Genomic DNA, 25,017 nt, shown 5'->3' on the forward strand with positions numbered 1-25,017 from the left:
AGGGTTAAGGTTTTTTAATGCAGTCATCATTACAGATTAAAAATTGTCAGCTTTATCGCCAAAATGAGTTGTTACTTAGCTTAAACGAGCAAGTTAATGGCGGTGAAATTCTGACTATTATGGGCCCATCAGGCAGTGGTAAATCAAGCTTATTAAATTGGCTTACGGGTACTTTACCAAGTAGTTTTAAGGCCAATGGTGAGGTGTGGCTTAATGGTCAAAATATCGATAACACACCTCCACACTTACGCCATATTGGTGTGCTTTATCAAGACGCTTTATTGTTTTCGCATTTAACGGTTGCTGGTAACATTGCTTTTGCAATGCCTAAAGGTAATAAAAAACAACGCCTTGAAAAAATAGAACACGCACTTGAGCAAGTAGGTCTTAAAGACATGGGTAATCGCCACCCCGATAACTTATCGGGTGGACAACAAGCCCGTGTTGCATTATTACGTATGCTACTGAGCGAACCTAAAGCCATTTTACTCGACGAACCCTTTAGCAAACTCGACACCCAACTGCGTGTTGATACACGCGAACTCGTGTTTAGCCAAATACGGGATCACAAACTACCTGCAATTATGGTAACTCATGACCATAGCGACGCCGACGCTGCAAATGGCACACTCATTACTTTAAGTAGCGCACTTTAATACATGATTTTAATACATAGCTTTAAACGCATAAGGCAAAAAACATGCTAGACAAATTTATCACCCCTATAATTAAGCCACTTTTAACACCTGTGGTTATGCTTATGCATAAACGCGGCATAACCGCCGATCAGCTCACTGTGGTAGGCTTTTTAGTTGGCTTATTAGCCGTGCCATTACTGGCGTTTGAAATGTGGTACGGCGCATTAGTTGCCATTGCTTTAAATCGAATTTTAGATGGACTTGATGGCGCATTAGCACGCTATGCAAACCAGAGTTCAAGCGCAGGTGGCTTTCTAGATATCACACTCGACTTTTTATTTTACGCGGCTATTCCGCTTGGCTTTATTTTGGCAAACCCTGAGCAAAACGCGATAGCGGGATCGTTATTACTTGCCACTTTTATTGGTACGGGCTCAAGCTTTTTAGCTTTTGCAATTGCCGCCGAAAAATTTAAACTCGAAAAACCGCAATTTAAATACAAAAGTTTTTACTACTTAAACGGCTTAACCGAAGGCACTGAAACAATAGCGCTATTTATTGCATTTTGTATTTGGCCGCAGCACTTTGCGATTATGGCGAGCATTTTTGCTATTGCGTGTGGCATAACTATTTTTACCCGTATACATGGCGGTTATCACACGCTTAAGCAACAAGAAGCAGCTGAAAACGTGCCTAGCAGTGCAAATTCAGAGGTAATCAATGACTAATGAAGTATGGTGGCGACTCGGCTGCTTTTTTAGCATTTTAATTATAATGATGCTGCTTGAATGGCAAAAGCCTGCTCGCCAAGCACCTATTAAAAGCAGTACACGTTGGTTTGCTAATTTTGGGTTAGTGTTTGCTTCATCAGTTATTGCGCGCTTAGTGGTCCCTATTGGGTTAACCGCTGTAGCACTTTACAATCAAGAGCACGGCATTGGCTTATTTAATCAAATAGCTCTACCAAGCAGTTTAATTATTATATTGAGCATACTTTTACTCGATATATTAATTTATTGGCAGCATAGATTATTTCATCAAGTGCCTATTTTATGGCGTTTGCACCGCGTACACCACGCCGATGCGCATGTTGATACCAGTACTGGGCTGCGCTTTCACCCTATCGAAATTGTGCTGAGCATACTTATAAAACTCATTGCAGTAACTGCTCTTGGCGTACCTGCCATTGCGGTACTTATATTTGAAATAGCACTTAATGGTTTAGCACTATTTAATCATGCAAATATACGCCTACCTAATGCCATTGAAAAACCACTGCGTTTAATATTAATGACGCAAATATTACATAGAATTCACCATAGCCAAGTGGTTAGTGAAACTAACTCAAACTATGGTTTTAGTGTAATTTGGTGGGATAAATTATTTGGTAGCTACAAAGATAAAGCTAAAAAAACCGACGCAGATATAAATATTGGCTTAAAAGAATACCCAAGCAAAAAGCAAAATGCCTCATTGTGGGGCTTATTGATCATGCCTTTTAAAAATAAGTGAGCATAAGCTCACTTAGTTAATATATTACATCAGGTTATTTACTTTTTATATTTTTTATTGCTTTTAAAATGTCGTCTGGGCGCTGAAAAACTGCCATATGATCGCTATTACTTAGAGGTATATATTGCCCACCCGATTGCTCACTAATTTGCTGGCTCCATAAAGAGCCCTCTTGTTGCCATAATACTAAATTATCGACGAAGTCAGGTTCTGCATTTTTAATATCATACGATTCAAAATCAGTATCTATAACGGAGATTGGAGTGGATGTGGCTATATCGGCACTAATAACACGATTTAAATCATCATGATAATTCATAATCTCTCTTGCTCGTGTTACTTGTTTATCAATTTGAGTACGGCTTTGGCTTATTAAATCAAAGTACGGCCAATTCATCTCTGCTTTATACTGTGAAGGGATGAGTGTTTCGGTCGTTGTACGTTCATCAATTAATTTATCTCGAGTCCTTTGCGTCCAATTACCTTCTTCTATATGTGTGATTAAGGTATCACCTGCATCTCTATACCAATATACGGGCCAATCTTGATACAAGCTAATAGAGTGTGGCAGCAAAACATCGGGGTCAATCCACACCATACCGTTAAGGCTAGTTACAAATTGTGAATCAGGTGAATTTTGCCATAAGTGAGCCAAAATATTTGCACTGGCAAAGCTAACAATAATTAGCTCCTTTTCATTAAGCAGTCCTAACGTTTTATCTAATGCAGGCACAAAAGAAGCATACGATGGTTGCTCAGCAGGGCTACTAAAACCGCTTCCAAAGCGTTCTATGACGTGTACACGATGAGTTTTTGCTATCAATGGCTGCAGTAAAGCAAACCAAGCACTGTCACTATGAAAGTTTTTATTAAAGCCCGATAAAAGAATAATCGCGGGCCCCGAATGTTCAAGGCCCATGCTACGTACATGTACATCGATTTTTTGTTGTTGATCAACGCGATATAATTTTGAGTAGGTATCGAGTTTAGTTTTACTTACTGTATCAAAAAAGCTTATTAATTCTTCAGTGGTGTTAAAACTACTAAATGCCCAACTATGCCCACCGCCTTCAATTGCTACCAATTGGTTGATATAGCTATCATTTTTAAATGTATATTTAGCGATTGCCTGACTTTTTTCTAATTGTACACCCGAATCAATACTGTTTTCTTTGGCTATTATTTCAATAGCAAGCCTACTTGGGATTAATCCAAAATTTGAATGAGTTTTACCTTCAAAGGGTAAAGTCTGATCATTTGTGCCATGTACCATCATGTAGTTGGTGTGATTTACTATCTCGCATCGTTGAGACAGCTGCTCTGACATAGGCGAGGCAACTGATGCTATGGCCGCAAACTTTAAACTACTATTACACATTAAATTTTGTGTAAATAAACCTCCTTGAGAAAACCCGACCGCAAAAAGCTCTCCATCAATAATGTTGTATTTAGCTTTAACATCATCAACAACATTTTCGACAAACACCAAATCATTAATGCCTAATCGATGGGGTTTATTGCAATCACATCCTTCATTCCACTCTTCAACTTTTGATTGTGGGTAAACAACTATATAATTTTCTGATGCAGATTCAAACGCAGCCATACTCTGCATATTTTTAGCGCTCTGCCCAGAACCATGAAAAGCTAATAAAAGCTTATAAGATTTTTTTGTATCAAAGTTATTACGTGGTGTTGCCACATAATAACTTCGATTTTTTAATTTAACTTTAGTTAAACCCTTGGGCTGGGTACTTGTTAAACTCGAATCCTTATTAGTACCATTACAGCCGGCCATTAATAATGTGACTGTCATTATTTTCAATAATAAATATAAATAAGTACGCATCTTCTCTACTCTCATTAAATATGAGTTGGTAGCAAATCATATACTTATTTGTTGTTGCCATAGTTGACGCTTATGTTTTTGTTATATTTATGTTATATTTATGTTATATTTTAAAAAGCAATGTAATTTCAATACGATAGAGAAACCTATGGCTGTCCATATTTCTGGTGTTATTTTTGACGAAGAGCAGCGAACATTAAAAAATGACAGTCAAACTAGAAAACTTGAACCAAAAGTATTCAGTTTATTAATTACTTTACTAGCAGCTAATGGGAAAATTGTCACTCGAGACCAACTCATAGTTGAAGTCTGGAATAATCGGGTTGTAGGTGAGGGGGCGATCAATCGAACAGTGTCTTTATTGAGAAACCATTTTTCAGCGTTAACTAATGAAAATATTATTGAAACTGTCCCAACTCAAGGGTATCGGTTAGTTGCTACTGTAACGAACACAGATATTTCTCACGATGAAATGCCTGTTGAGCAAAAGGTTGCTTTTAAAAGCCCATCATTCAAGAAACCTATGCGCAATATCAAAAAAGCATCAATTATTGCAATTATTATAACTCTGCTATTAATTACCCTTTTTAGCACACTCTTCAAAGTTGAAAACTTAATCACGCCAAATAAATTATCACTTGTTAGTGCGCCATTGATTGGTTTGCAAGGTAGAGAATATAAGCTCTCGGCCACCCAATCTGGGGGACTCATTTTGTTCCATCACCTTGATGAGGATGACCGTCAATCGGTTTATTTATATGATACAAAAACACATACTCAAAACAGTGTACTAACAAATTCGTTGGCGACGATAAGTGCTGATGGAGAATATATCGTTTATGCAACACACATTGATGAACAATGTTTAATTTCGACTTATCATGTACACACTAAGAAAAAGCAGTTTTTATTTTCATGTGATGAGTTCCCAACCTCACTAGCTTGGGGAGAAAACAATACATTTTACTTCAATAAACGTTTTAGTAAATCTCATCCATATCAAGTATATAGCTATAATATAAACACGAGTAGATTAAGACAAATTACAAATCCAAGTAGTAACAATAATACTAAGGGCGATTTTGATTTCTCCTACAATAACCATAGTAATCAACTTGCTATTGTTCGTTATATAAGCGAAAACGACTCAAAAATAATTATTAAAAATGAAGAAGAAAAATTAAACGAATACGTAGTTAATCTGCGTGTAAAAAGTCTTGTATGGCATTCTAAAAACAATACTTTAGTTATCGCAAACAACAACACTATTTTCTCTTTAGAAGCCGCTAGTGGTGAATATTATTCGATAAAAAAATTAGATTTTACAATTAACTCTTTAGCTATTATCCCAGCTAAATTGAATGCCTCGCTATTAGTAAGTAGCCTTAATGTCGTAAGCGAAATTGTAAAATATAACACTATTAACAGCAGTCAACATGTGTGGCAGCAAAGTGCGCGCACAGAGCTGCTTCCTCGTATGCGGGCAAACATTCAAACTTTTTTGTCTACGCGTTACAAAAGCCATCACTTTTGGAGAGTTAAAAACGACGAGGCCCAATTAATTGATATCGATTTACCCTTTGATCTACAGTTTGTACGCTACGAACTATCTGATGATGGCAGCCGTATTTTATTTACTAAGCACGGCGATGTTTTTGAACTAGATTTAAATAAAAATGCCTATCAAAAAGTGTTTACTAAAAATCACAATAGCTATGTTGCTAATTACGACGCACAAAATAACATTATTTATAGCACAAACGCTTCTGGACAATGGCAACTGTGGTTGTATCAACGAAGTACCGATACACACAGTCAATTAACTTTAAATGGGGGTTATAGCGGCAGAATCGTAGATCAATACCTCTATTACTCTAAATTTAATGTAGATGGTTTATGGCGTAAAAATTTAACAACAACAAGTGAAGAACTTGTTATTAAAAACTTCAATCGAATCAACTGGCTAAACTGGCAACTTATTGACCACCAATTATACTTTTATCGAGAAGCAACGGGAATTTGGACTTTTAATATCAATACTCAAAAAGAGAATTTGATCATGCCAAAACCTGATGGTTTTGTTCACCAATATACAGTGGCACCTGATCAGCAACATATATTCTGGGTACGCCTAAAAACCATTCAAGGTGATATTTATCAATATACCTTTTAATTATCGTTTTTAAATATAGGTGTGTGTTTTTCAAATATAAAATAATAAAAATGCTTTACTATAAACTGTTTAGCAATACATATGTAAATAAGTAAACTGCTTACGCTCCTCGTATTTATGTATTTTTCAGTCCTGCAACTGGTCTTACCGTAAACTAATTGTAAATAAAATAAACAAATATGTTGACCATTTGCGTACTCCACAATATCATTTGTAAGCGCTTACAAAACACATTTACAAATGTAAGCGCTTACAACACAAAAATACATAGATCGTAAAACAATTAATCTGACAATAATCTGTTGAAACCGGGGTTCAGTTATGAACATTGAAACAACGCACATTACACGTTTACTTGCCGCTATCTCTTTAGTTACGTTAGCTGGCTGTGGTGGCGACTCTGCCACTAAATCAAATTTTGAAAATGTAGATGCTTCTGAACCAGTATCAGATTGGCAAATGGTTTGGAGCGACGAGTTTGAAGGCTCAGCCATTGATACAAACAAATGGAACTATGAATTAAACTGCAATGGCGGTGGTAACAACGAGAAACAGTGTTACACCGACAGCGAGCAAAATGCATTTATTGCAGACGGTGTGTTAAACATTGTTGCCCTACCCGCTGAAGAAGGTGCAGAAAAACCTTACACTTCAGCGCGCTTAAATACGCGTTACAACGCTGACTTTACGTATGGTCGCTTTGAAGTGCGCGCCAAACTTCCATCAGGACAAGGTAGCTGGCCAGCATTTTGGATGCTGCCAACAGATGAAGTTTACGGCACTTGGCCTCGTTCTGGCGAAATAGATGTTTTAGAATCAGTAAATCTTAAAACACCGGATGAAGACGGTGGAATAGAGTCAAGCATCCACGGCACACTTCATTACGGACGCGCGTGGCCAGATAACAGCTCTACGGGCAAAGAATTTAAATTCCCTGAAAATACTAACCCGGCAGATGATTTCCACACGTATGCTGTTGAATGGCAAGAAGGTGAAATTCGTTGGTACGTAGACGGTTACCTTTATGCAACTCAGCGTCAATCAGAAGTTCGTACTAATGCAAGTGACGAGGCTGTAGGTCTAAAACACCGTGGCTGGTTTGCTGAATATTTTGAGCAAGGTTCTGGCGAGCTTGAAACTCACTGGGATAGCGCACCATTTGATAAAGACTTTCATTTATTGCTAAACCTAGCAGTAGGCGGCGACTGGCCTGAAAACGTTAATGATCTAGGTATAGATGCTAGCGCATTTGAAAACGGCCAAACCTTTGCTATTGATTACGTACGTGTTTATCAATGTGCATCAAACCCTGAAACAGGTAAAGGCTGTGAAACTATTCGCCCAGGTTACAATAGCCTAGACGATGCTTTGCTTGAAGGCGATGCACCAATTCCTAGCCCACCTTCGACAGGCATTGCAACACCACTGACTATTTTTGGTGAGTCATTTAATCCAAATTGGCCTGCATGGGATTGTTGTGGAGGATCTACTCCCGCTATTGTTGCAGATGAAACCCAAGGTGATGTAGTTGAATTTGTAGTAGGTGCAGAACCCACTGTAATGGGCTTTATTAGCCGTGAGATTTTTATTACTGACGAAGCAGGAAAAGCCAGCCCGTTTGATGCTTCTCCAATGCTGGATGAAGGTTACGTTCGTTTTAAAATGAAAGTAACAAATGCACCAGGCACTGCTGATGCAGCTTGGCTTGTAAAACTTGAAAGTAATGAAGGTTCTAGCGCATTAGAAATGCCGATTACAGATAGCATTGAAGGCGTAAGTCCTGTTGTTGGCCAATGGCAAACTTATACATTCTTATTAAAAGATCTAGATGCTGCAAATTTAGATATTAGTGCAATTGATGTGATCATGGTGTTTCCAGCATGGGGCGCAGGTGAAGGCGCTGTTTATTTAATTGACGATGTTGAGATTACTCAAGATAACTTAGGCGTATCACCTGAGCTTACTATTTTTACTGATGAGCAAAATCTAGCATGGCCAATGTGGGATTGTTGTGGTGGCTCAACCCCTGTTGAAGCTATGGATGATGAAGAGCATGGTTTAACCGCAGAATTTAGCATTGGTGCAGAGCCTACTGTAATGGGCTTTAATAGCCGCACATCGTCAGGTGGCGCAGGTGAATCGTTTGATGCTAGTAGCATTTTAGATGAAGGCGTTATTCAATTTGATTTAAAAGCAACGTCTGCACCGAGTGACCCAACTACACCGTGGTTGTTTAAAGTTGAGTCAAACGAAGGTGACTCTGCAGTAGAGCTTGAATTAACGGCAAGTGTTGAAGGCGTAGCGCCAGTTACTGGCGAGTGGCAAACATATACGTTTAAGCTTTCTGATCTTGCAGCTGCTGGCTTAGATGTAAGTACTATAGATGTACTAATGATTTTCCCAGCGTGGGGTGCAGGTGAAGGCTCTGTTTACCGTGTAGATAACGTTAAGATTTATAATCCAAATGCAGCGCCAGCTGCAACGGGTGAGCTTACTGTATTTAAAGATGCAGCTGCCGATCAGTGGAGTATTTGGGATTGTTGTGGTGGCTCTACACCAACAACAGAAACCGATGATGACGCGCATGGCGCAGTAGCGCAATTTAGCATTGGTTCTACTGCTACAGTAATGGGCTTTATTGCTGATGAAGACGTATCGTTCGATGCCTCTGCAATACTTGAAAATGGTGTAGTTCAATTTGATATGAAACTAGTCTCTGCGCCTTCAGATATTGACGCACAATGGCTATTTAAAATTGAATCAATTGGTACATCGAGTGCCGTAGAGCTTGCTTTATCTAGCAGTGTTGAAGGCCAAGTACCTGTAACGGGCGAATGGCAAACATACACCTTCCCTCTTCAGCAATTATTTGATGCCGGCTTAGACATTAGCGCATTAAACGTAATTATGGTTTTTCCTAGCTGGGACATGGGCGATGGCGCGCTTTACCGTATAGACAACGTGATTATTGCAAATCCATAAAACACACACCAATAGGCGCTTAGCGCCTATTGCTACACAACAACATTTTATAAAGCAGAGCTATTATGAACACATTCAATTTTAAAAAGAGCCAACTTGCGGCTTCTGTGTCTCTCATCATTGCTGCGAGCACATTAAACACAGCTATTGCGGCAGAAGCAGAAACAAGCGTTTCATCTGATGTAGAAGTTATTGAAGTAAAAGGTATTCGTGGTTCACTTATTCGTTCTATGGATATGAAACGCGACTCTTCTGGCATTGTAGATGCCATTTCATCTGAAGAAATGGGTAAATTCCCAGATACCAACTTAGCAGAATCATTACAACGTATTACCGGCGTATCGGTGAGCCGTGCAAACGGTGAAGGTAGCCAAATTACAGTACGTGGTTTTGGCCCTGAGTTTAACTTAATTACCTTAAATGGCCGCCAAATGCCGGGCACAGGTTATACACGTTCGTATAACCTTGAAAACATCGCCTCTGAAGGTGTAAGTGCCCTTGAAGTATTTAAAACAGCACGTGCAGACGTGCCAAGCGGTGGCTTAGGTGCAACGGTAAATATTTCTACTGCACGCCCTTTTCAAAAGCCGGGTCAGAACTTTTCAGCAACCGTTAAAGCAAATCACGACTCGTCAAACGAAGCTGGCGATGACGTAACACCAGAGTTTTCTACTGTTTACAGCAATACTTTTGTAGATGACACTTTTGGTTTTGGTTTTTCGTTTTCGCACCAAGAGCGTGACTTTCAAAAACAAAGTGCCAATATTCAAGGCTGGCAAGCAAACGTAGACCTACCTGATTTAGATAGTAGCAACGTTGTTGATAACCGTACAGATACATCAGGTAACTACTACTTCCCTAAAGACATGAACTACTCTATTGAAGATGTAGAACGTGAACGTACAAACGGACAAGTTACTTTTCAGTTTGCACCGGTAGATGGCTTTGTAGCAACACTTGATTACACCGCAAGTAAAGCTGTAACAGGTTCTCAAAGTATTGGTTGGGGTATTTGGAACGACTTTGGTAGCAATATTAATGGCTACGAACTAGATGAAAATGGTACAGCTGTTTATGCTGATATTAGCGGTAACGATGCATCATTCACAGCTAATAAAGGTACTACAGAAGTAAAAGCGCGCTCTCTAGGTTTAAATCTAGATTGGGAAATTAACGACACGTGGCACGTAGAGCTTGATTACCACGACTCTAAAAACGAAACTGATAACGGCGCCGACAACGGGCTGGGAAGTGCCGGCCAAGTAATTTTAGGTTCTGATCAGCTAGCTAATAAAATTTATGATTACCGCACGGGCGAAGTACCCAGTGCACAAGTTAACTGGTTAAATGGCACAAGTGAATTAACGCCTGGCGAAATTGATTCAAACTTTAGTCAGTTTATTCATTCACCTGGTGAATCAAACATTGAACAATTACAACTGCATACGACATGGTATAACGAAAGCTATGACATTGGTTTAGTTAAAGTTAAATTTGGCGCATCACGTACAGAACAAAACACCGGTGGTTACACCGCATGGAGTGGTTTAGTAGGTGGTCCAGGCTTTAACCCATCGTATACAGAAATATTCCCAGATAGCATGTTTACCCGCAACGATACATCAGGCCTTTTAGATCAGTTTGATGGCGGCGGCAGCGACTTACAACCTGGTTACTACTATACCTATGACTTTGACGAAGCTGTTGCGCGCCAAATTGCTTATTTAACGGCTGATGTAACGGGTGGCGATGCATATACAGCTAATGCATACGCAGACGGAATAGATAGCGAGAGCTACGTAGAAGAAATCACTAATAGCTTTTATGTTCAATCAAGCTGGGAATTTGACGTAAGTAACTACTACGTAAAAGTAAATGCAGGCCTACGCTATGAGCAAACAGACGTAACAAGTACTGTGCGCCAACGCGTTGAAGATCAAGTTAATTGGATCAGCGCTTCAGAGTGGATCATGCAATACGCTGCTGGCGGCGATGATAACTTCTTAGAGCAACAAGGTGATTACGATGTTTTACTGCCTTCAATCGACGTAAGTGTTGATTTAACTGAAGACGTAGTGGCCCGCGTATCTTGGGGTAAAACAATGTCGCGTGCACCATTAGGTAATTTAGCCGGTGGTCGTAGTTTAACAGGCAGCCCAAAACCAGGTTCTCGTACAGGTGGCCAAGGTAATACAAACTTATTACCGTTTGAATCAACAAACCTTGATTTATCACTTGAGTATTACTACGCAGAAGGCAGCTACGCATCTGTTGGTTACTTTAAAAAAGATGTTGATAACTTTATTCAAACCACCATTACGCAAACCACTATTGATGGCTTGCACGATATTTTAAACGGTCCTCGTTACTTACAAGCCGTAAGCGATATTGAATCACGTGGCGAGCAAGCAACAACCGACGCTATTTTTGCACAAATGATTGCCAGCGGTTACGGCAATGCAAATGGCGTTATTGAACCAAACAGCGACGATCCGCTAATAACATGGAATATTAGCCAACCACAAAACACCGACAGTAAATCGGTAGATGGTTTTGAAGTAGCTGTTCAGCACTTAATTGGTGAAACCGGTTTTGGTATTGGTGTTAACGCAACATTTGTAGATGGCGACGTTGAATTTGATAGCGAAAGCCTAGATCAACAAGCACCACTAACAGGCTTAAGTGACTCAGCTAACTTCCAAGGCTTTTACGAAAAAGACGGCCTATCAATTAAAATTACTTATGCATGGCGCGACTCATACCTAATTGGTGTAGGCCAAGCGCAAGGTTCAGCTGATGCGCCTCCGCAATATGCTAAAGCGTATGGCCAATGGGATATGAGCGTTAACTACGATGTAAACGAAAACGTAACGGTATTTTTTGATGGCATAAACTTAAATAATGCCACCGAAGAAGGTTACGGACGTTACGAAGAGCAGTTCTTATTTGCTAATCAATACGGTCCTCGTTACTCAATTGGTGCTCGTTACACGTTCTAACTAAATTTTCTTTAGTAAAAAATGCAAAAAAACCGCTCACTGAGCGGTTTTTTATTGCCTTAACTCTTAGTTATTTACCAGTAATGAGCTGTTAACCTCCGACCTTTGGTAAAGGCTTCTTACTTAATATTTCAAATGTAATTAAATCCACAAGCATTGAATAAACCACATTATTATTAATAAAAATAACAAAAAGCTCCCCGTCAGAATTTAAACCTGATTCAACTATACGATTATAATCTGTAATAATTTCAGTGTAATTAGAGCCATCAACTTTACTTAAAGCAAAAGTCCGATTGTCGGTGTTATCCAATTTATTATCTAAATTTGTATCACTATTTATTACTTCATAAGAGATAGCGCGGGTGGCTGACCTTTCATTAAACTCATCATCTACAAGTGGCATTATATCTATAATCAACTGATCTATAGATTTAAATAACCAAACAGAGTTATTCGTAATGCTATTAGTGAAGAGAACGTTTTTTGATCTAGTTGGTTTATAGCTACTTCCGCCAAACTCATTATATATCCCCAGTACTTCACTTTTTTCTACAAACAGTTTTTCGGACTCAAGTGCAATAAAATAAAAATCAGTACCACTTATTTTATGTGGATAACCTAAGCGCCAGTTTTCTTCTTTGTTATCGTCTTGAGCTAAATTTAATGTTGTTTGTTTTACGAGAATTTGATCTTTAAAAATGACAGAAGCAAGTTGATAAAAAACAAAAAATATAGCAATTATAAGTCCACTAAATAAAACCAGCCCATTAAGATTCCATACCCATTTAAAAAATTTATCTGATTTCATGTTATTCCAACTTCTAAGCTACTTAATTCTAAAGTAGGTAATTATTTACAAATCCTAGTATTTTTTAATCTGCTCAAGCAGCCGATTGGTTGTCCAATCAATGCCGTTATACGCAATATCTGGCTTGTAGTAAGCCCCTGCCCCTCGCGCTCTGTTTACGTATACTTTGTTAGGTACAATAACTTTGCCTAAGCCTGAAGGTAAATCAGCTAAACGTACCTCCATATACATAGAATCAGCACTACTTGGTGCACCAAATAACGTTGTATTTTCAAAAAGCTTAAACTTATCAAGTGCATCTAAACAAGCACTAGCACATTGCGGCGGAACAATAACAAACACCTTGGTTTTAAAGTCACTCACTAAAGGTGTATGTGGTATGTTATTTAGCGTATTAGTCTTTTCTTCTACATAAAACGGGGCATCATTTTCAAGTGATAGAGCCATGCCAGCAGCGACGGTTTTAAGAGTTTTCAGTACTTCGGGTTGATCTTTTACAACGCTAAATAAAGACTCTACATAGTCAGTATTATCTTTTGATGCTCTCCACCATACTTGCGTGTTTTGAGAAGTATTATTTGCTTTTTGCTCTACTACTTTTTGGCCCCATAATCCTTTTGCTATTTGTGAGCTCCAATAAGATGAACCACCTTGGTTATGGCGCAAATCTAATACCACGGCTTTTGCAGTAAGTAACTTGCTACGTTGCTGTTGTATTTTTTCAAACACTTTATTGTAGGCAGCAGTTTGTTTATCGGTTGATGAAAAGCTAGGCATAGCAATCCAACCAATGTTTTTTTCAGGCCACGTTAAATCAATGGGGAGTTCATCACCGTTATAAGCATTTTCTAAATGCTTACTTGCTGACTTAGGCTTTACTGACCAATTTAGTGCTTGTGTATAGGTATCACCATTGGCTTTAACAAATTCGCATTCTTTTAGGGGAGTTAAAAATGGATTACCCTCGTCAATTAGTAACCGCCAACCTTGCTGCCACCAGTGCCCAGGTTGTGCCACTTCACCATGAAACTTAAATATTCTCTCACGCATTAAGGTATCAGTGCTTTGCCCATCACATTGGCTTACAACGTCGCCTTTGCTAATATTGCTGGCTTCGCTGTAATACACTTTTAGCGCATCACCTCGCCAAACAGCACTAAAGCCTGGCCAGCGGCGCGCGGGTCTATCTACGCTTGAAAACGCACCAGCATGACCATCTTGTAAAATAGTACTAAAACGAGCAATTGCCGCTACATGCGCCTGCGGTCCGCTCGCTTGAGCCGACAATGTAAGCGCCTCTGCTTTTGCTTGTTTTAATAAATCGGGGAAAGTTGGGTTATTAACATCAAACATACCAGGGTGATTTTGTGCAGATATACTGTAAGCAGCTTCTATATCGCTATTTGTAACACTGCGCCACTGCTCTGGCGTTGTGGGTACAGCTTGCTCATGTCCAGCATTTACAAGTGGTGATAGTAGGAAAGCTGGGAGTAATACATAGTTGATTATTTTTGTTTTTATAGTCATAAAAATCCATTTAATTATTAGCTTTTTAAACATACTAAGTTAAATATAAGTTAACAATAATACCAAGTTTATTTATAATTATAATTAAAAATAGTTAACTAACTGAAGTATTTTTAAAAATTAGTCGGGGAAGCTATTTTTCGCCAAAAATGAAGTACTAATCAATAATGCTTTATTGTACATCTGATTTAGCGCGTACAATATAATCTGAATACTCTAAAGAAATAGGCATGACTTTGAAGGGGCTGACGTTTGCCCCGCCAGTGTTACCCCTGGGAATTAATCCAAACGCAGTTTTGGTAGCTGCTCCAGCTATACGAAATATTTGTCCTAAAAGCTCACGTAAATCGTTTTGCTTAAACGCCCAGCAAAACATCAATATATGCACTTTAACATGAAAATAAGTGGATTCTTGACCGAGTACATGCGCATTTTCTAAATGCTCAAATGCCTCCATAAACTTGCCATTTTTATTAGCTAAATGAGCTAAGTCTAATTCGGCATTTACATATGGTTTTATATTTTTAGTGAATTGACTAAACATACTTCTATCCTTGTAAGCGTATAACGAGTATTTAAAGCAACTCGTTTATAACCTATGTTTATTAATGGTCAAACAATAACCGAGTTGCTATTTTGGTTCAATTGCTACTTTTGTTTTTTTAGTTTTGCGAGCTCTCTTGATTTAATTTTTAGCACTTTAATTTTAGCGCCGTACCAATTAGCCATAGGTGCTGCTGCAATACCGTGTATTAAAGTACTCATCCATACAGCGTTAATCGCAACAATTAAAACTGAGTGACCGTATTCACCTAAAATATCTTTAGAGATAATAAGTGCAAACAGCGCTGTTGCAAGACCTCGAGGTCCAAAGAACCCCATAAACACTTTTGTTAATACTTTAGCTTTAGTGCCAATCAATGAAAGATAAATAGCAAGAGGTCGTACAATAAATATACTTACTAAAATATAACCAACAACAGGGAGGGTTAAATGCTCAACAGCTGAAGGAAGTAAGCCAAGTCCAATAATAACAAACGAAGTCCATATTAATATTTGCCCTTCACTTTCAGTAAATTGGTAAATAAATCGGCAATGCCCTTTTACAATATTACCAAAGGCTAAACCTGCAACAAACGCTGATATAAATCCATTTCCGCCCAGTAAACTTGCCATTAGGTATGATGTGCCGGTAAGTGCTAAAACACCAATGCCTTCATATATAGTCGATGATATTTTTTTTGACTCAGAGTATAAAAATAAACGTCCGCTCGAGAACCCCATAAATGCGCCAACCAAAATACCTATAAATATTTGGCTAAATCCAAACACTAACCATGACATTTCATTTTCTTGAGAGCCGCTTTCCATAGCAACTAAACTGGCAAAAAATAAAATAACAGGTAATGCTAGTCCGTCATTTAAACCGCTCTCAACTGATAAACTTTGTCGCTCGTTTAAAGGTACGCTCTCATTGCTAACAACAGCTTGACCTAAAGCTGCATCAGTCGGTGCTAAAATTGCTGCAACTAAGGCTAGCATTGCCCAAGGCCACTGTGGAAAAAACAAATAAGCAAAGCCTGTACCAATCAAAATACTCAACGGTAAACCTATCAATAGCATTCTTAAAGGCCACGTATTTTGCCTTTTTAATCTGCGTAAATTTATTTGTGAAGCATCTAAAAATAATAATACAACTAGCGATATTTCTGCTATTAAATACACGGTTTCGTGTGCATCGCCTATATTGATCAGCCCAACCTGAGATACAGCAAAACCTATACCTAAAAATACCATTGGCGCCGTGATAATAGTGGTAGAGAGTTTTTTTGCTAGCATAGAGTAAGCACTAACTGAGAAAAGAAGAATGAGTAATCCTATTTCCATTGGGAGTTCCTATTAGGCATGGCTTGGTATTTTTATTAGAAAATATCAGGATTGGGGTTAGTTATATTAAATCAGCACAATTTATTGAGTTAATTTGTATAAGTTTATTTTTAACTTTAATCTAAAATGATAACCGGCACCTAAATAGCATTAGCCTGCCGGTTACGTTTAACCTTTAACTTTTAACCTCTAATATACAAAAACTTACTTAGCAGCTGCACGTTTTGCGTCTAATCCAAGCAACTTATCAATAGATAAAAAGCCAGGTCCACGAGCAAAAATCACTAATAATGAAACAGCCCACCACGATGCCGGATTAATCCAATGATCGAGTGTAGGAAAAACAGCAAGCTGAATAAACATTGTCATACCAATAAGGCCTAACGCTGCAAAGCGAGAAAACAAACCGATAATCAGTAATATTGGGAGTAACACTTCAACAACACCAGCAACCACAGCAAGTGTTTCAATTGCTTTTACAAGGAATGAGCCATCAACATAATCTAATGTTTTTGGATCACAAAGCTGCAAGGCACCTTCTCTAACAGGATCTGGACAGAAAAATTCGTATTTAAATAGGTCGTATTTATCAACATTAAATTGTAAAAAGCCATCCCATTTGCTCAACCCCGAGTCGAGGAATACTTTAGCGACCATAAAGCGAAGAAAAAACAGCGCTATGGGCTCTAAGAACCGCGATAACTGCTCTCCCATCTGCACGTACAGTTGTTGTATTTTTTTTATCATGCCCATATTTGTTCCTACTCTTGTAATGTACTAATTGATTTGGATTTCTAATAATTCATTTTGTAAGCATGCTGTAAAAGCTTCGCTCACTTCAAAGTTTTCATCTACTGTTATTGCTGCATCAAAAGCTTCACCCAACGACCTACCTGTACCTTGTAGGGCCTGCATAAGTTTAACTTCAGCAGCGCAAAGGGAACGGGCTTGCACCGCACCTTGCAAGCGCCATAACATAATAAAATCCTCAGTAGAGGATTTAGTTACAGCGACATCATTATTATTTGTTTTTAGCGAAATCCATTCAAAAAATGCGCCTTCACTCACACTAAGTAGCAGTACGCTGGGGTTAAGCTTTACATTAAGTTCAGTAAGCTCAGTACCTTGTTCCATTAGTTGAGTAACATATTCTATAGTTAAAGTTTCAGTTGAATCAGCGCTCATCAAACTCATTAGCCACGCGTAATCTAAATGCGCAATATCAACTAAGTTCGTATATAAACTTAATGTACTTAGCTGATTTACAGTGACTTCAAAAATATGCTGATTTTCAATTTCACTATCTTTAATCAAGCCTGCAACAAAGTCTGGAAAGCTTAATCCATATCCCACCAAAGTGCCCTGCTCTGGCGGAAAACGGTCAACATAAAGTCGTGCCATTTTACGAAAGTTCTCACTACCTACTTTTTTTTCACACATAGGAAAGTTAGCTATCAATGCATCAACGCAGCCTTTGTAAAACCCGTTTCTATACACAGCTAATCTTTTAATGTGCGATGGATTTTCGCAAAAATGCTCCATTGCACCTGGATCGCCCGTTCGTAAATAGCGAGTAAAAGCATCAATATATTGATTGGTACTCATCAGCGAACCACTTCTTTATGAGATATATTTAAGCGACTTTGTAACTCGCTTTGATTCAAATAGTTTTGCGCAGTTTCTCGCTCGCTCATAAGCTCTTCAAACGATGGAATATTAGCATCTCGCTCAACAAGTACTGGCCGCTGACCAAATATCTCAATTGCTTGTTCTAGCAAATCCCATACAGGCGTTGCTACCGGTGCGCCGTGGCTGTCTATCAATAGTGACTGACCAAGAGCTGGATCCGGATCGTGCCCTGCAATATGAATTTCTCCAACAAGCTCAGCGGGGATCTGCTTTAAATAATCAAGCGCATCAATACCCGTGTTTTTACTACTGATATATAAGTTATTAATATCGATTAGTAAGCCACAACCAGAACGCTTAGCTGCCTCAACTAAAAACTGAGGTTCATCCATATCACTTATAAAATCTAAATAGTTACTTGGGTTTTCTACTAAAATTGACCGACCTATGCCCGTCTGGTAACAATCAATCCCATTAATTAAAGACTCAAGTGCATCTTGGGTACGAGGTAAAGGCATTAAGTCTGCAAAATATTTTCCGTCAGACTTAGACCACACTGCATGTTCAGATACCAGTGCTGGTTGAAATTCATCAATCAACGCTTTAACTCGTTTAGTATGAGCAAGCATGGCTTTATGATCAGAGCCTAACGAACCGCCAACACCATGAAAACTAATATCAAAATTTTCACGTACAGCTCTCAAATAATTTAACCGAGGTCCACCTGCTACAAAATAATTTTCTGTGTGCACTTCAAACCAAAGATTATTATTTGTAACGGGCTGTTCTACTGGTAAAGCTAAAATGTCGTCAAGATGTTCTGGTTTTAAACTAAGACCTGCGCCTAATTGCTCCCCAGCAACAATGTACTGGGGAAAACCTGCTATATTAACCTTCAAGCGAGCCTTTACCATTAGGAGTTACAACTGATTCACATACGCCTTTAGGTGCATATGTCCATGCGTTAGCTTGGAAGTCTGTAGTTGAAGTGCCTTCACAACTTGTTCCTGCACCTGCTTTACAATCATTTTCACCCGCTAAAGCAATACCAAAACATTTATCTTTACGACCGCGAACTTTATCACCAGCTACCCAGCCTTTAAATTGCTCTTGTACTTTTGCTGAAGCACCTTCTGCAACGGTTAATTGACTATTAGGACCAGCTACAGCACCCGCGCTTAAAACTGCTGCTGATGCGCCGATTAATAAAGCCTTAGTTAAATTTACTTTTTTCATTTGTATGCTCCTGATTAAAATATTTTTTCTTGTTTTATCAATGGATGCGAATAAACATTCACATTCTCATAAACAAGCACAATGGAGATAAGCAATATCGCCGTTTTATCAATTTAATAGACCTATCGTTGTTATAAAAACTTTCAGATTATTTGCTTACAACGAAAATACAACTGTAAACAAGAAGTAAATATAGTGGACTAAGCAGTTAATACAAACATTAGAAAAGCTAACCTAATTGTTTTGATAATGAATAAGCTTGGAAAAGTTCATATTTAGTGGATTAGATGCATTGAGGCACTTTGTTTTGGTAATGATCTACAAATAGAAATTTACTTAACTGAGGAAGGATAAAAATATTATTTAAAGGCTCCTTATATTTACACCACTCTATACTCGCTAAATTAGCGCTTTTTAAGTAGGACTCGTAAACACCGTCATTATAATGTTATTTTCTGCAACGCTAAAATGTTGGACTACATGGCCATTATCAACGGCTGATTGCCTATAAAAAAGCGCTACAAATAGGTAGCGCTGGCATTATTACTTAATGGTTGTTTATTTAAAGCTTAGGCTCTTTATTTAAAAGAAGCCGAGCGGATCCTCGCTGTAGCTCACTAATAGGTTTTTAGTTTGTTGGTAGTGCTCCAGTGCCAGTTTGTGCGTTTCGCGCCCTATTCCTGATTTTTTATAACCACCAAACGCAGCGTGTGCTGGGTACATGTGATAACAGTTAGTCCACACTCGCCCTGCTTCTATTTTGCGACCCATACGATAAGCACGATTCATGTTTCTGCTCCACACACCTGCACCTAAACCAAACTCAGAGCTGTTGGCAAGCTCGAGTGCTTCGGCTTCATCTTTAAAGGTCGACATTGAAATAACAGGGCCAAAAATTTCTTCTTGGAACACACGCATATCGTTTGTGCCCTTTAATAACGTAGGTTGTATGTAGTAACCACCGTTTAAGTCATCACTTAGCTGCTCTACATTACCGCCAGTGAGTACTTCAGCGCCTTCTTTTTTGCCTATTTCAATGTAGCTCAGTATTTTATCAAATTGCGCTTTTGAAGCTTGTGCGCCAACCATAGTTTCGCTATCTAGCGGGTTTCCGCGTTTAATTTTTAAGGTACGTTCGAGTATTCGCTCAATAAACTGCTCGTAAATGTCTTCTTGAATAAACAGCCTTGATGGACACGTACACACCTCGCCTTGGTTGAAGTAAGCAAGCACGGCGCCTTCAATAGCTTTGGATAAAAACGCATCGTCTTTTTCCATTACATCATTAAAAAATATATTAGGTGATTTACCACCGAGCTCGACCGTTGAAGGAATAATATTTTCAGCAGCGCATTTCAAAATATGTGAGCCCACAGGCGTTGAACCCGTAAATGCAATTTTAGCGATACGCTTGCTTGTTGCCAGTGCTTCGCCTGCTTCTTTACCAAAGCCGTTTACTATATTTAATACGCCTGCAGGGAGTAAATCGCCAATTATCTCCATTAAAACTAAAATAGAAGCTGGTGTTTGCTCAGCCGGTTTTAAAATTACACAGTTACCTGCAGCAAGTGCTGGCGCTAGTTTCCAGGCGGCCATTAAAATAGGGAAGTTCCACGGAATAATTTGCCCAACAACCCCTAGTGGCTCATGAAAATGATACGCAACGGTGGTTGCGTCTATTTCACCTATAGTGCCGTCTTGCGATCGTAGGCACCCTGCAAAGTAGCGAAAGTGATCTGCCGCTAGCGGAATATCAGCAGCGAGTGTTTCACGAATTGCTTTACCGTTATCCCATGTTTCGGCAACAGCTAGTAACTCTAGGTTTTGCTCAATTCGGTCGGCTATTTTTAGCAGTATGTTACTTCGGTCGGTCACCGACGTTGTGCCCCATTGCTCTCGCACTGCATGCGCCTTGTCGAGAGCCAGCTCTATGTCGTCTTTGTCTGAACGCGGTATTTGGCAAAATACCTTACCGTTTACTGGGCTTATATTATCAAAGTATTGGCCATTTACAGGCTTTACCCACTCTCCGCCAATGTAGTTTCCGTATTGTTGTTTAAAGTTTACGAGTGCGCCGTCGCTACCTGGATTTGCATATATCATGTGTGTGCTCTCTTTATTGTTGTTAGCTAAAGGTCGAACATTTATATAAAACAAAATGCTTTATATTTAATCGACATTAAACTAACAAGCGCCTAAAAACTTGATTAGCTGTCCACAAAAGTTGTCTGTGAGTCCAAACTAATAAAAACCTAAAGGATTGATATGCACACATCTCAGTTAAACAAAAAACGCCAACAACTTGATGTATTAATAGAAAATAAAGTCACATTCGCTGCAGATAGCAGTGAGTTGAGCATTTACGACACGTATCAAAGCGCGCAAAAGGTGGCACTGCACTCAAACGAGCTGCTGTTTTGTGCCATGCTTAGCGGCAAAAAGGTAATGCACGTAGAAAGCAGCCAATACCATAAAGCATTTTTACCACACGAGTCGTTTGTATTAGCGCCAGAGCAAGGTGTTTTAATTGATTTTCCACAAGCATCAATGCACGCCCCAACTACTTGTTTAGCGATTGAAATTAGCACCGACAAAATAACTAGCGTGGCGAATGCACTTAACATGCAGCAAAACTTTGCACACGATGGCTTATTTGAATATGTACCGCAGTTAGTGCATACCCAACATAATATTCAAACGCAGCAATTATTAGAGCGCATGGTGCATTTATTTAGCGAGCAAGGCGCACAGCGACATTACTTGATTGATTTGTCGTTAAACGAATTAATCACCCGTTTACTACAACAACAAAGCCGCGAGCTATTGCTGGCTAGCTGCGATAAGCCACGCCTTAAAACAAAAGTCAGCGATGCCCTGCTTTATATTGAAGAACACTTAAGTGAAACGCTCGACATAAATACCTTATGCAAAATAGCCTGCATGAGCCGCAGTAAGTTTTATCAGCAGTTTAAACTTGCATTTGGCACTAGCCCAGCCCTTTGGCAGCAACAATTAAGACTTAAAAAAGCGCGTGCTCAATTGCTACAAGGCCATGCAATTAGTAAAGTTTGCTTTGATGTTGGATTTAATAGCGCGAGCCACTTTAGTCGTTTATTTAAACAAACGTTTGGCATTGCGCCTAAAGAGTGTCGACATTAGCTCTAAAGGGGCATTACCTGTACTGGCTGATGTAATTTAAATGATTAAAGCCCTATATTACGGGGCTTTAAATCAGAGTTATATCTGTTGCTTTATAAAGGTGACACCTTTAGGTATTTCATCTTGAGGTAACCGAGTAGAGTGCATTTGCGATAACAGCCATTTATCGCCCACTTTTGATACAACAACGCTTTCTAACCAATAAATATCAATACTTCTTTCGGTGTTTTTAATATTGGCTTTATTCCAGTAATTAATGAAAGCGACGTCTCCTTCTACACGCGAATTTATAACACTAAAATAATTCGTTCGTATGTAATCAGCGGGCTTAACAACATTTACAAAGTCATCAATAGTCCATACTTCTCCGTGTTCTAAAAGCAGGAATGAATCATCAACGGCTGCACGCATTTGCGTGTGGTCAACGTTAGAAACAGCCAAAAAAAGATCGCTCACCGGCGTGAATATATTGTTATCTTTTGCATGTATCGATGCCGAAAATATCAGGAATGTAATAAAGGTAAGTACTTGTTTCATTGTTTTTATAATGTGTAATTTGCTCAATAATAATGAGTGTATTTTAATAGAGCAGTATTAACAATTGAAATAAACCGAATGTAACTACCTAACAATGTTACCCATAGAGCAAAAAAGCACTCTATAAGAGTGCTTTAATTTAATTTTTTCGATCAAGCTATTCATCTAGCCAATCTATGGCTGCGGTAGCATTTTCAAAGTATTGAACCTCACCCGAGATAAACCAGTTACCTATTTTTGCCATTCGAGCTTGCCACTCTTTATTACCGTAAATAGCTACTTTTTTAAATTCTTTAGAGTGTTTAACACCTAACTTTAAGTCATCCCACGCTGCGCGTAGTTCCCAGCCTTCAAGTTCACTACCATCTATTAAAACATTTACTACAGGATGATTAACTTCGCTAAGTGCTGAATTTATCATTGGGGTGATTATTTTATAGTCGTCGTGAGTAAGTGTACCAACGGCTTTAAGTTTTAAAAAAAACTCTCGTCCTGCACGTTCAAGACCAATAGATAAACCATGTATTGTGTGTACCATTGCCACTCTCCTTAAATAGTAAGTAACAAAAATACACCTTCTAAAGTTAATTAGTCCTGAACTAAATCAATAAATAGCCCTGAACTAGATCAATAAATAATCTTAAATAAACTACTCAATTATGCGTTTTGTACACGAGAGATCTGGTTTTCTACATCAGTTAAATGGCCTGTTTTAAGCCATACCTTTGCACCGTTACTTCCCGCTTTAACATTAATAGTGCTATTAATAGGCACTCTTAACCAACTGTTTTTTACAAGGGTATCGGCTTGCTCGTCAAACGAGCCCTCAAGTACTAGAAGCTCTGCTCCACCTTTTGCGTTTATAACCATGTCGGCATTAGGCTCAAAGTGTAATAAGCTTACGTCTTCAAAGTCGTCTTTATATAAAGGTGTTACGGCTACATTTTTAAAATGTGGATGCACCGTACTTTGCATCAAGTCTGTTTGCAAACGCACATGCGTTCGATCCTCTGGCTGAAACTGCCATAACTTTACAAATATAACGCAGCCGTTTTCAGATCCCGGTTTATGCTTTGATTGCGGAGGGTTACGGATATAGGAACCTGCCGGAAAATCGCCATGCTCATCTTGAAATACACCTTCTAGCACAACAAACTCCTCACCACCTGTATGTACATGTGGTGAAAATTCACTGCCCGGTGCATAACGAACAATAGTTGTTGCGCGAGCAACTTCGTCGCCCACCCGATCCAGCGCTCGTCTATCAACGCCCGCCATTGGCGATGCAACCCACGGGAGTGTTTCGCTATGTACTACAACTCGCTTACTAAAATCGGCAGCAATTTTCATATTTGGCTCCTAACCGGTGTTTTACTTAAACCCTAACCTAAAACAAGTAAATTAAGCAGCAACACTTGGGCGTTTTGCTACTTTTTCTTGCCATGCTACTAAATGGGTTAACTCATTTGGGATTGCTATTTGTGCAAATCCAGCAAATACCAGCCCAGCATACAATGTAATATCAGCAATACTAAACTGCTCACCACCAACAAATGCTGATTGCGCTAATACATCATTAAAATAGCTAAACCCTTGGCGTGCCTTTTCGCCTTGTTTTTCACCCCACGCCACATTTTGATACGTTTCAAGCTCTGGACCTAAACCATCAGTTGCATGATGAAAGTAAGTTGCCACAGCGTCAAGCACCATAGATTCTGCGCGTTTTTGCATCATGTTAATTACTGCACGCTCTTTTGCGGTTTCACCCATTAAAGATGGGCCTTCAAATGCGGTATCAATATACTCAGTAATAGCGGTACTTTCTGATATAAACGTGCCGTCATCTAGCTCTAATACGGGCACACCTGCTAATGGATTTTTAGCTAAGAAGGCTTCTGTTCTGTGCTCACCATTTAATAAATCAACAGGTACAAACTCAACATTTGCAGTGGCATTTTTTTCAGCTAAAGCGATACGAACACGAAGTGGGTTTGGAAAGTTTTCTACATCATAAATTTTCATAGCAATCTCTATCTTTATTGTTTAAAAGTGAATTAATGGCAGCAACCTACCTACCG

21 protein-coding genes are annotated in these 25,017 nt (G+C 38.9%); 7 read left to right on the plus strand and 14 right to left on the minus strand.

What is annotated here, in order from left to right:
* Positions 1–17 precede the first annotated feature (17 nt).
* Genes GQR52_RS15140 through GQR52_RS15150 form a run of 3 tightly spaced genes read left to right on the plus strand, consistent with a single transcriptional unit; the run spans position 18 to position 2,150 of the window.
* Positions 18–656 carry an ATP-binding cassette domain-containing protein gene (locus GQR52_RS15140; RefSeq protein ID WP_165728977.1) on the plus strand — a complete coding sequence of 213 codons (639 nt, stop codon included), beginning with the start codon at positions 18–20 and terminating at the stop codon, positions 654–656.
* A 44-nt stretch (positions 657–700) separates the two neighbouring features.
* Positions 701–1,366: a CDP-alcohol phosphatidyltransferase family protein gene (locus tag GQR52_RS15145; RefSeq protein ID WP_165728978.1), complete on the plus strand. Its 666-nt coding sequence runs from the start codon at positions 701–703 to the stop codon at positions 1,364–1,366.
* Positions 1,359–2,150, plus strand: a complete 792-nt coding sequence (locus GQR52_RS15150) for a sterol desaturase family protein (protein WP_165728979.1) — start codon at positions 1,359–1,361, stop codon at positions 2,148–2,150. The genes GQR52_RS15145 and GQR52_RS15150 overlap by 8 nt, the downstream gene beginning before the upstream one ends.
* A gap of 34 nt (positions 2,151–2,184) precedes the next feature.
* On the opposite strand, the gene GQR52_RS15155 is transcribed toward GQR52_RS15150, so the two are convergent.
* Positions 2,185–3,966: an alpha/beta hydrolase gene (locus GQR52_RS15155; RefSeq protein ID WP_165728980.1), complete on the minus strand. Its 1,782-nt coding sequence runs from the start codon at positions 3,964–3,966 to the stop codon at positions 2,185–2,187.
* Positions 3,967–4,147: 181 nt separating this feature from the next.
* Here GQR52_RS15155 and GQR52_RS15160 point away from each other — a divergent pair, with 181 nt between their 5' ends.
* The 3 genes from GQR52_RS15160 (at position 4,148) to GQR52_RS15170 (ending at position 12,153) form a co-directional block, all read left to right on the plus strand.
* Positions 4,148–6,172, plus strand: coding sequence for a winged helix-turn-helix domain-containing protein (locus GQR52_RS15160; RefSeq protein WP_165728981.1), 2,025 nt, complete (start codon positions 4,148–4,150; stop codon positions 6,170–6,172).
* A gap of 321 nt (positions 6,173–6,493) precedes the next feature.
* Entirely contained in the window at positions 6,494–9,154 is a 2,661-nt protein-coding gene (locus GQR52_RS15165; protein WP_165728982.1) for a glycoside hydrolase family 16 protein, read from the plus strand.
* A 65-nt stretch (positions 9,155–9,219) separates the two neighbouring features.
* Positions 9,220–12,153, plus strand: coding sequence for a TonB-dependent receptor (locus tag GQR52_RS15170; RefSeq protein ID WP_165728983.1), 2,934 nt, complete (start codon positions 9,220–9,222; stop codon positions 12,151–12,153).
* A 91-nt stretch (positions 12,154–12,244) separates the two neighbouring features.
* Here GQR52_RS15170 and GQR52_RS15175 read toward each other — a convergent pair whose 3' ends face one another.
* From GQR52_RS15175 to GQR52_RS15215, 9 genes are all read right to left on the minus strand, one after another.
* The gene (locus tag GQR52_RS15175; RefSeq protein WP_165728984.1) at positions 12,245–12,964 is read right to left on the minus strand and encodes a hypothetical protein; all 720 of its coding nucleotides are present in this window, start codon (positions 12,962–12,964) and stop codon (positions 12,245–12,247) included.
* A gap of 54 nt (positions 12,965–13,018) precedes the next feature.
* Positions 13,019–14,491, minus strand: coding sequence for a S41 family peptidase (locus GQR52_RS15180; RefSeq protein ID WP_165728985.1), 1,473 nt, complete (start codon positions 14,489–14,491; stop codon positions 13,019–13,021).
* 172 nt (positions 14,492–14,663) lie between these two features.
* Complete coding sequence (locus GQR52_RS15185; RefSeq protein ID WP_165725054.1) at positions 14,664–15,035, minus strand: DUF3703 domain-containing protein; 372 nt, start codon at positions 15,033–15,035, stop codon at positions 14,664–14,666.
* A 104-nt stretch (positions 15,036–15,139) separates the two neighbouring features.
* A complete protein-coding gene (locus tag GQR52_RS15190) occupies positions 15,140–16,378 on the minus strand; it encodes a cation:proton antiporter (protein WP_165725055.1) in 1,239 nt (412 codons plus the stop codon).
* 204 nt (positions 16,379–16,582) lie between these two features.
* Complete coding sequence (locus tag GQR52_RS15195; protein WP_024610876.1) at positions 16,583–17,131, minus strand: DoxX family protein; 549 nt, start codon at positions 17,129–17,131, stop codon at positions 16,583–16,585.
* 24 nt (positions 17,132–17,155) lie between these two features.
* The gene (locus GQR52_RS15200) at positions 17,156–17,983 is read right to left on the minus strand and encodes a DNA-binding domain-containing protein (protein ID WP_165728986.1); all 828 of its coding nucleotides are present in this window, start codon (positions 17,981–17,983) and stop codon (positions 17,156–17,158) included.
* Positions 17,983–18,906, minus strand: a complete 924-nt coding sequence (locus GQR52_RS15205) for a DUF692 domain-containing protein (RefSeq protein WP_165728987.1) — start codon at positions 18,904–18,906, stop codon at positions 17,983–17,985. Before GQR52_RS15205 ends, GQR52_RS15200 begins: the two co-directional genes overlap by 1 nt.
* Positions 18,896–19,243 (minus strand): DUF2282 domain-containing protein, encoded by a 348-nt coding sequence (locus GQR52_RS15210; protein ID WP_024591926.1) that lies wholly within the window; start codon positions 19,241–19,243, stop codon positions 18,896–18,898. The genes GQR52_RS15205 and GQR52_RS15210 overlap by 11 nt, the downstream gene beginning before the upstream one ends.
* A gap of 582 nt (positions 19,244–19,825) precedes the next feature.
* Positions 19,826–21,346: an aldehyde dehydrogenase family protein gene (locus GQR52_RS15215; RefSeq protein ID WP_007584266.1), complete on the minus strand. Its 1,521-nt coding sequence runs from the start codon at positions 21,344–21,346 to the stop codon at positions 19,826–19,828.
* A gap of 162 nt (positions 21,347–21,508) precedes the next feature.
* Here GQR52_RS15215 and GQR52_RS15220 point away from each other — a divergent pair, with 162 nt between their 5' ends.
* The gene (locus GQR52_RS15220) at positions 21,509–22,402 is read left to right on the plus strand and encodes an AraC family transcriptional regulator (RefSeq protein ID WP_024593261.1); all 894 of its coding nucleotides are present in this window, start codon (positions 21,509–21,511) and stop codon (positions 22,400–22,402) included.
* Between the two features lie 78 nt (positions 22,403–22,480).
* Here GQR52_RS15220 and GQR52_RS15225 read toward each other — a convergent pair whose 3' ends face one another.
* From GQR52_RS15225 to GQR52_RS15240, 4 genes are all read right to left on the minus strand, one after another.
* A complete protein-coding gene (locus tag GQR52_RS15225) occupies positions 22,481–22,939 on the minus strand; it encodes a nuclear transport factor 2 family protein (protein ID WP_165728988.1) in 459 nt (152 codons plus the stop codon).
* A gap of 157 nt (positions 22,940–23,096) precedes the next feature.
* The gene (locus GQR52_RS15230) at positions 23,097–23,477 is read right to left on the minus strand and encodes an STAS/SEC14 domain-containing protein (protein ID WP_165728989.1); all 381 of its coding nucleotides are present in this window, start codon (positions 23,475–23,477) and stop codon (positions 23,097–23,099) included.
* Positions 23,478–23,596: 119 nt separating this feature from the next.
* Positions 23,597–24,289 (minus strand): cupin domain-containing protein, encoded by a 693-nt coding sequence (locus GQR52_RS15235; protein ID WP_165728990.1) that lies wholly within the window; start codon positions 24,287–24,289, stop codon positions 23,597–23,599.
* A gap of 51 nt (positions 24,290–24,340) precedes the next feature.
* Positions 24,341–24,961: a glutathione S-transferase gene (locus GQR52_RS15240; RefSeq protein WP_165728991.1), complete on the minus strand. Its 621-nt coding sequence runs from the start codon at positions 24,959–24,961 to the stop codon at positions 24,341–24,343.
* Positions 24,962–25,017 lie beyond the last annotated feature (56 nt).

This window comes from Pseudoalteromonas sp. 31A1 (assembly GCF_011378815.1).
Classification (GTDB): domain Bacteria; phylum Pseudomonadota; class Gammaproteobacteria; order Enterobacterales; family Alteromonadaceae; genus Pseudoalteromonas; species Pseudoalteromonas arctica.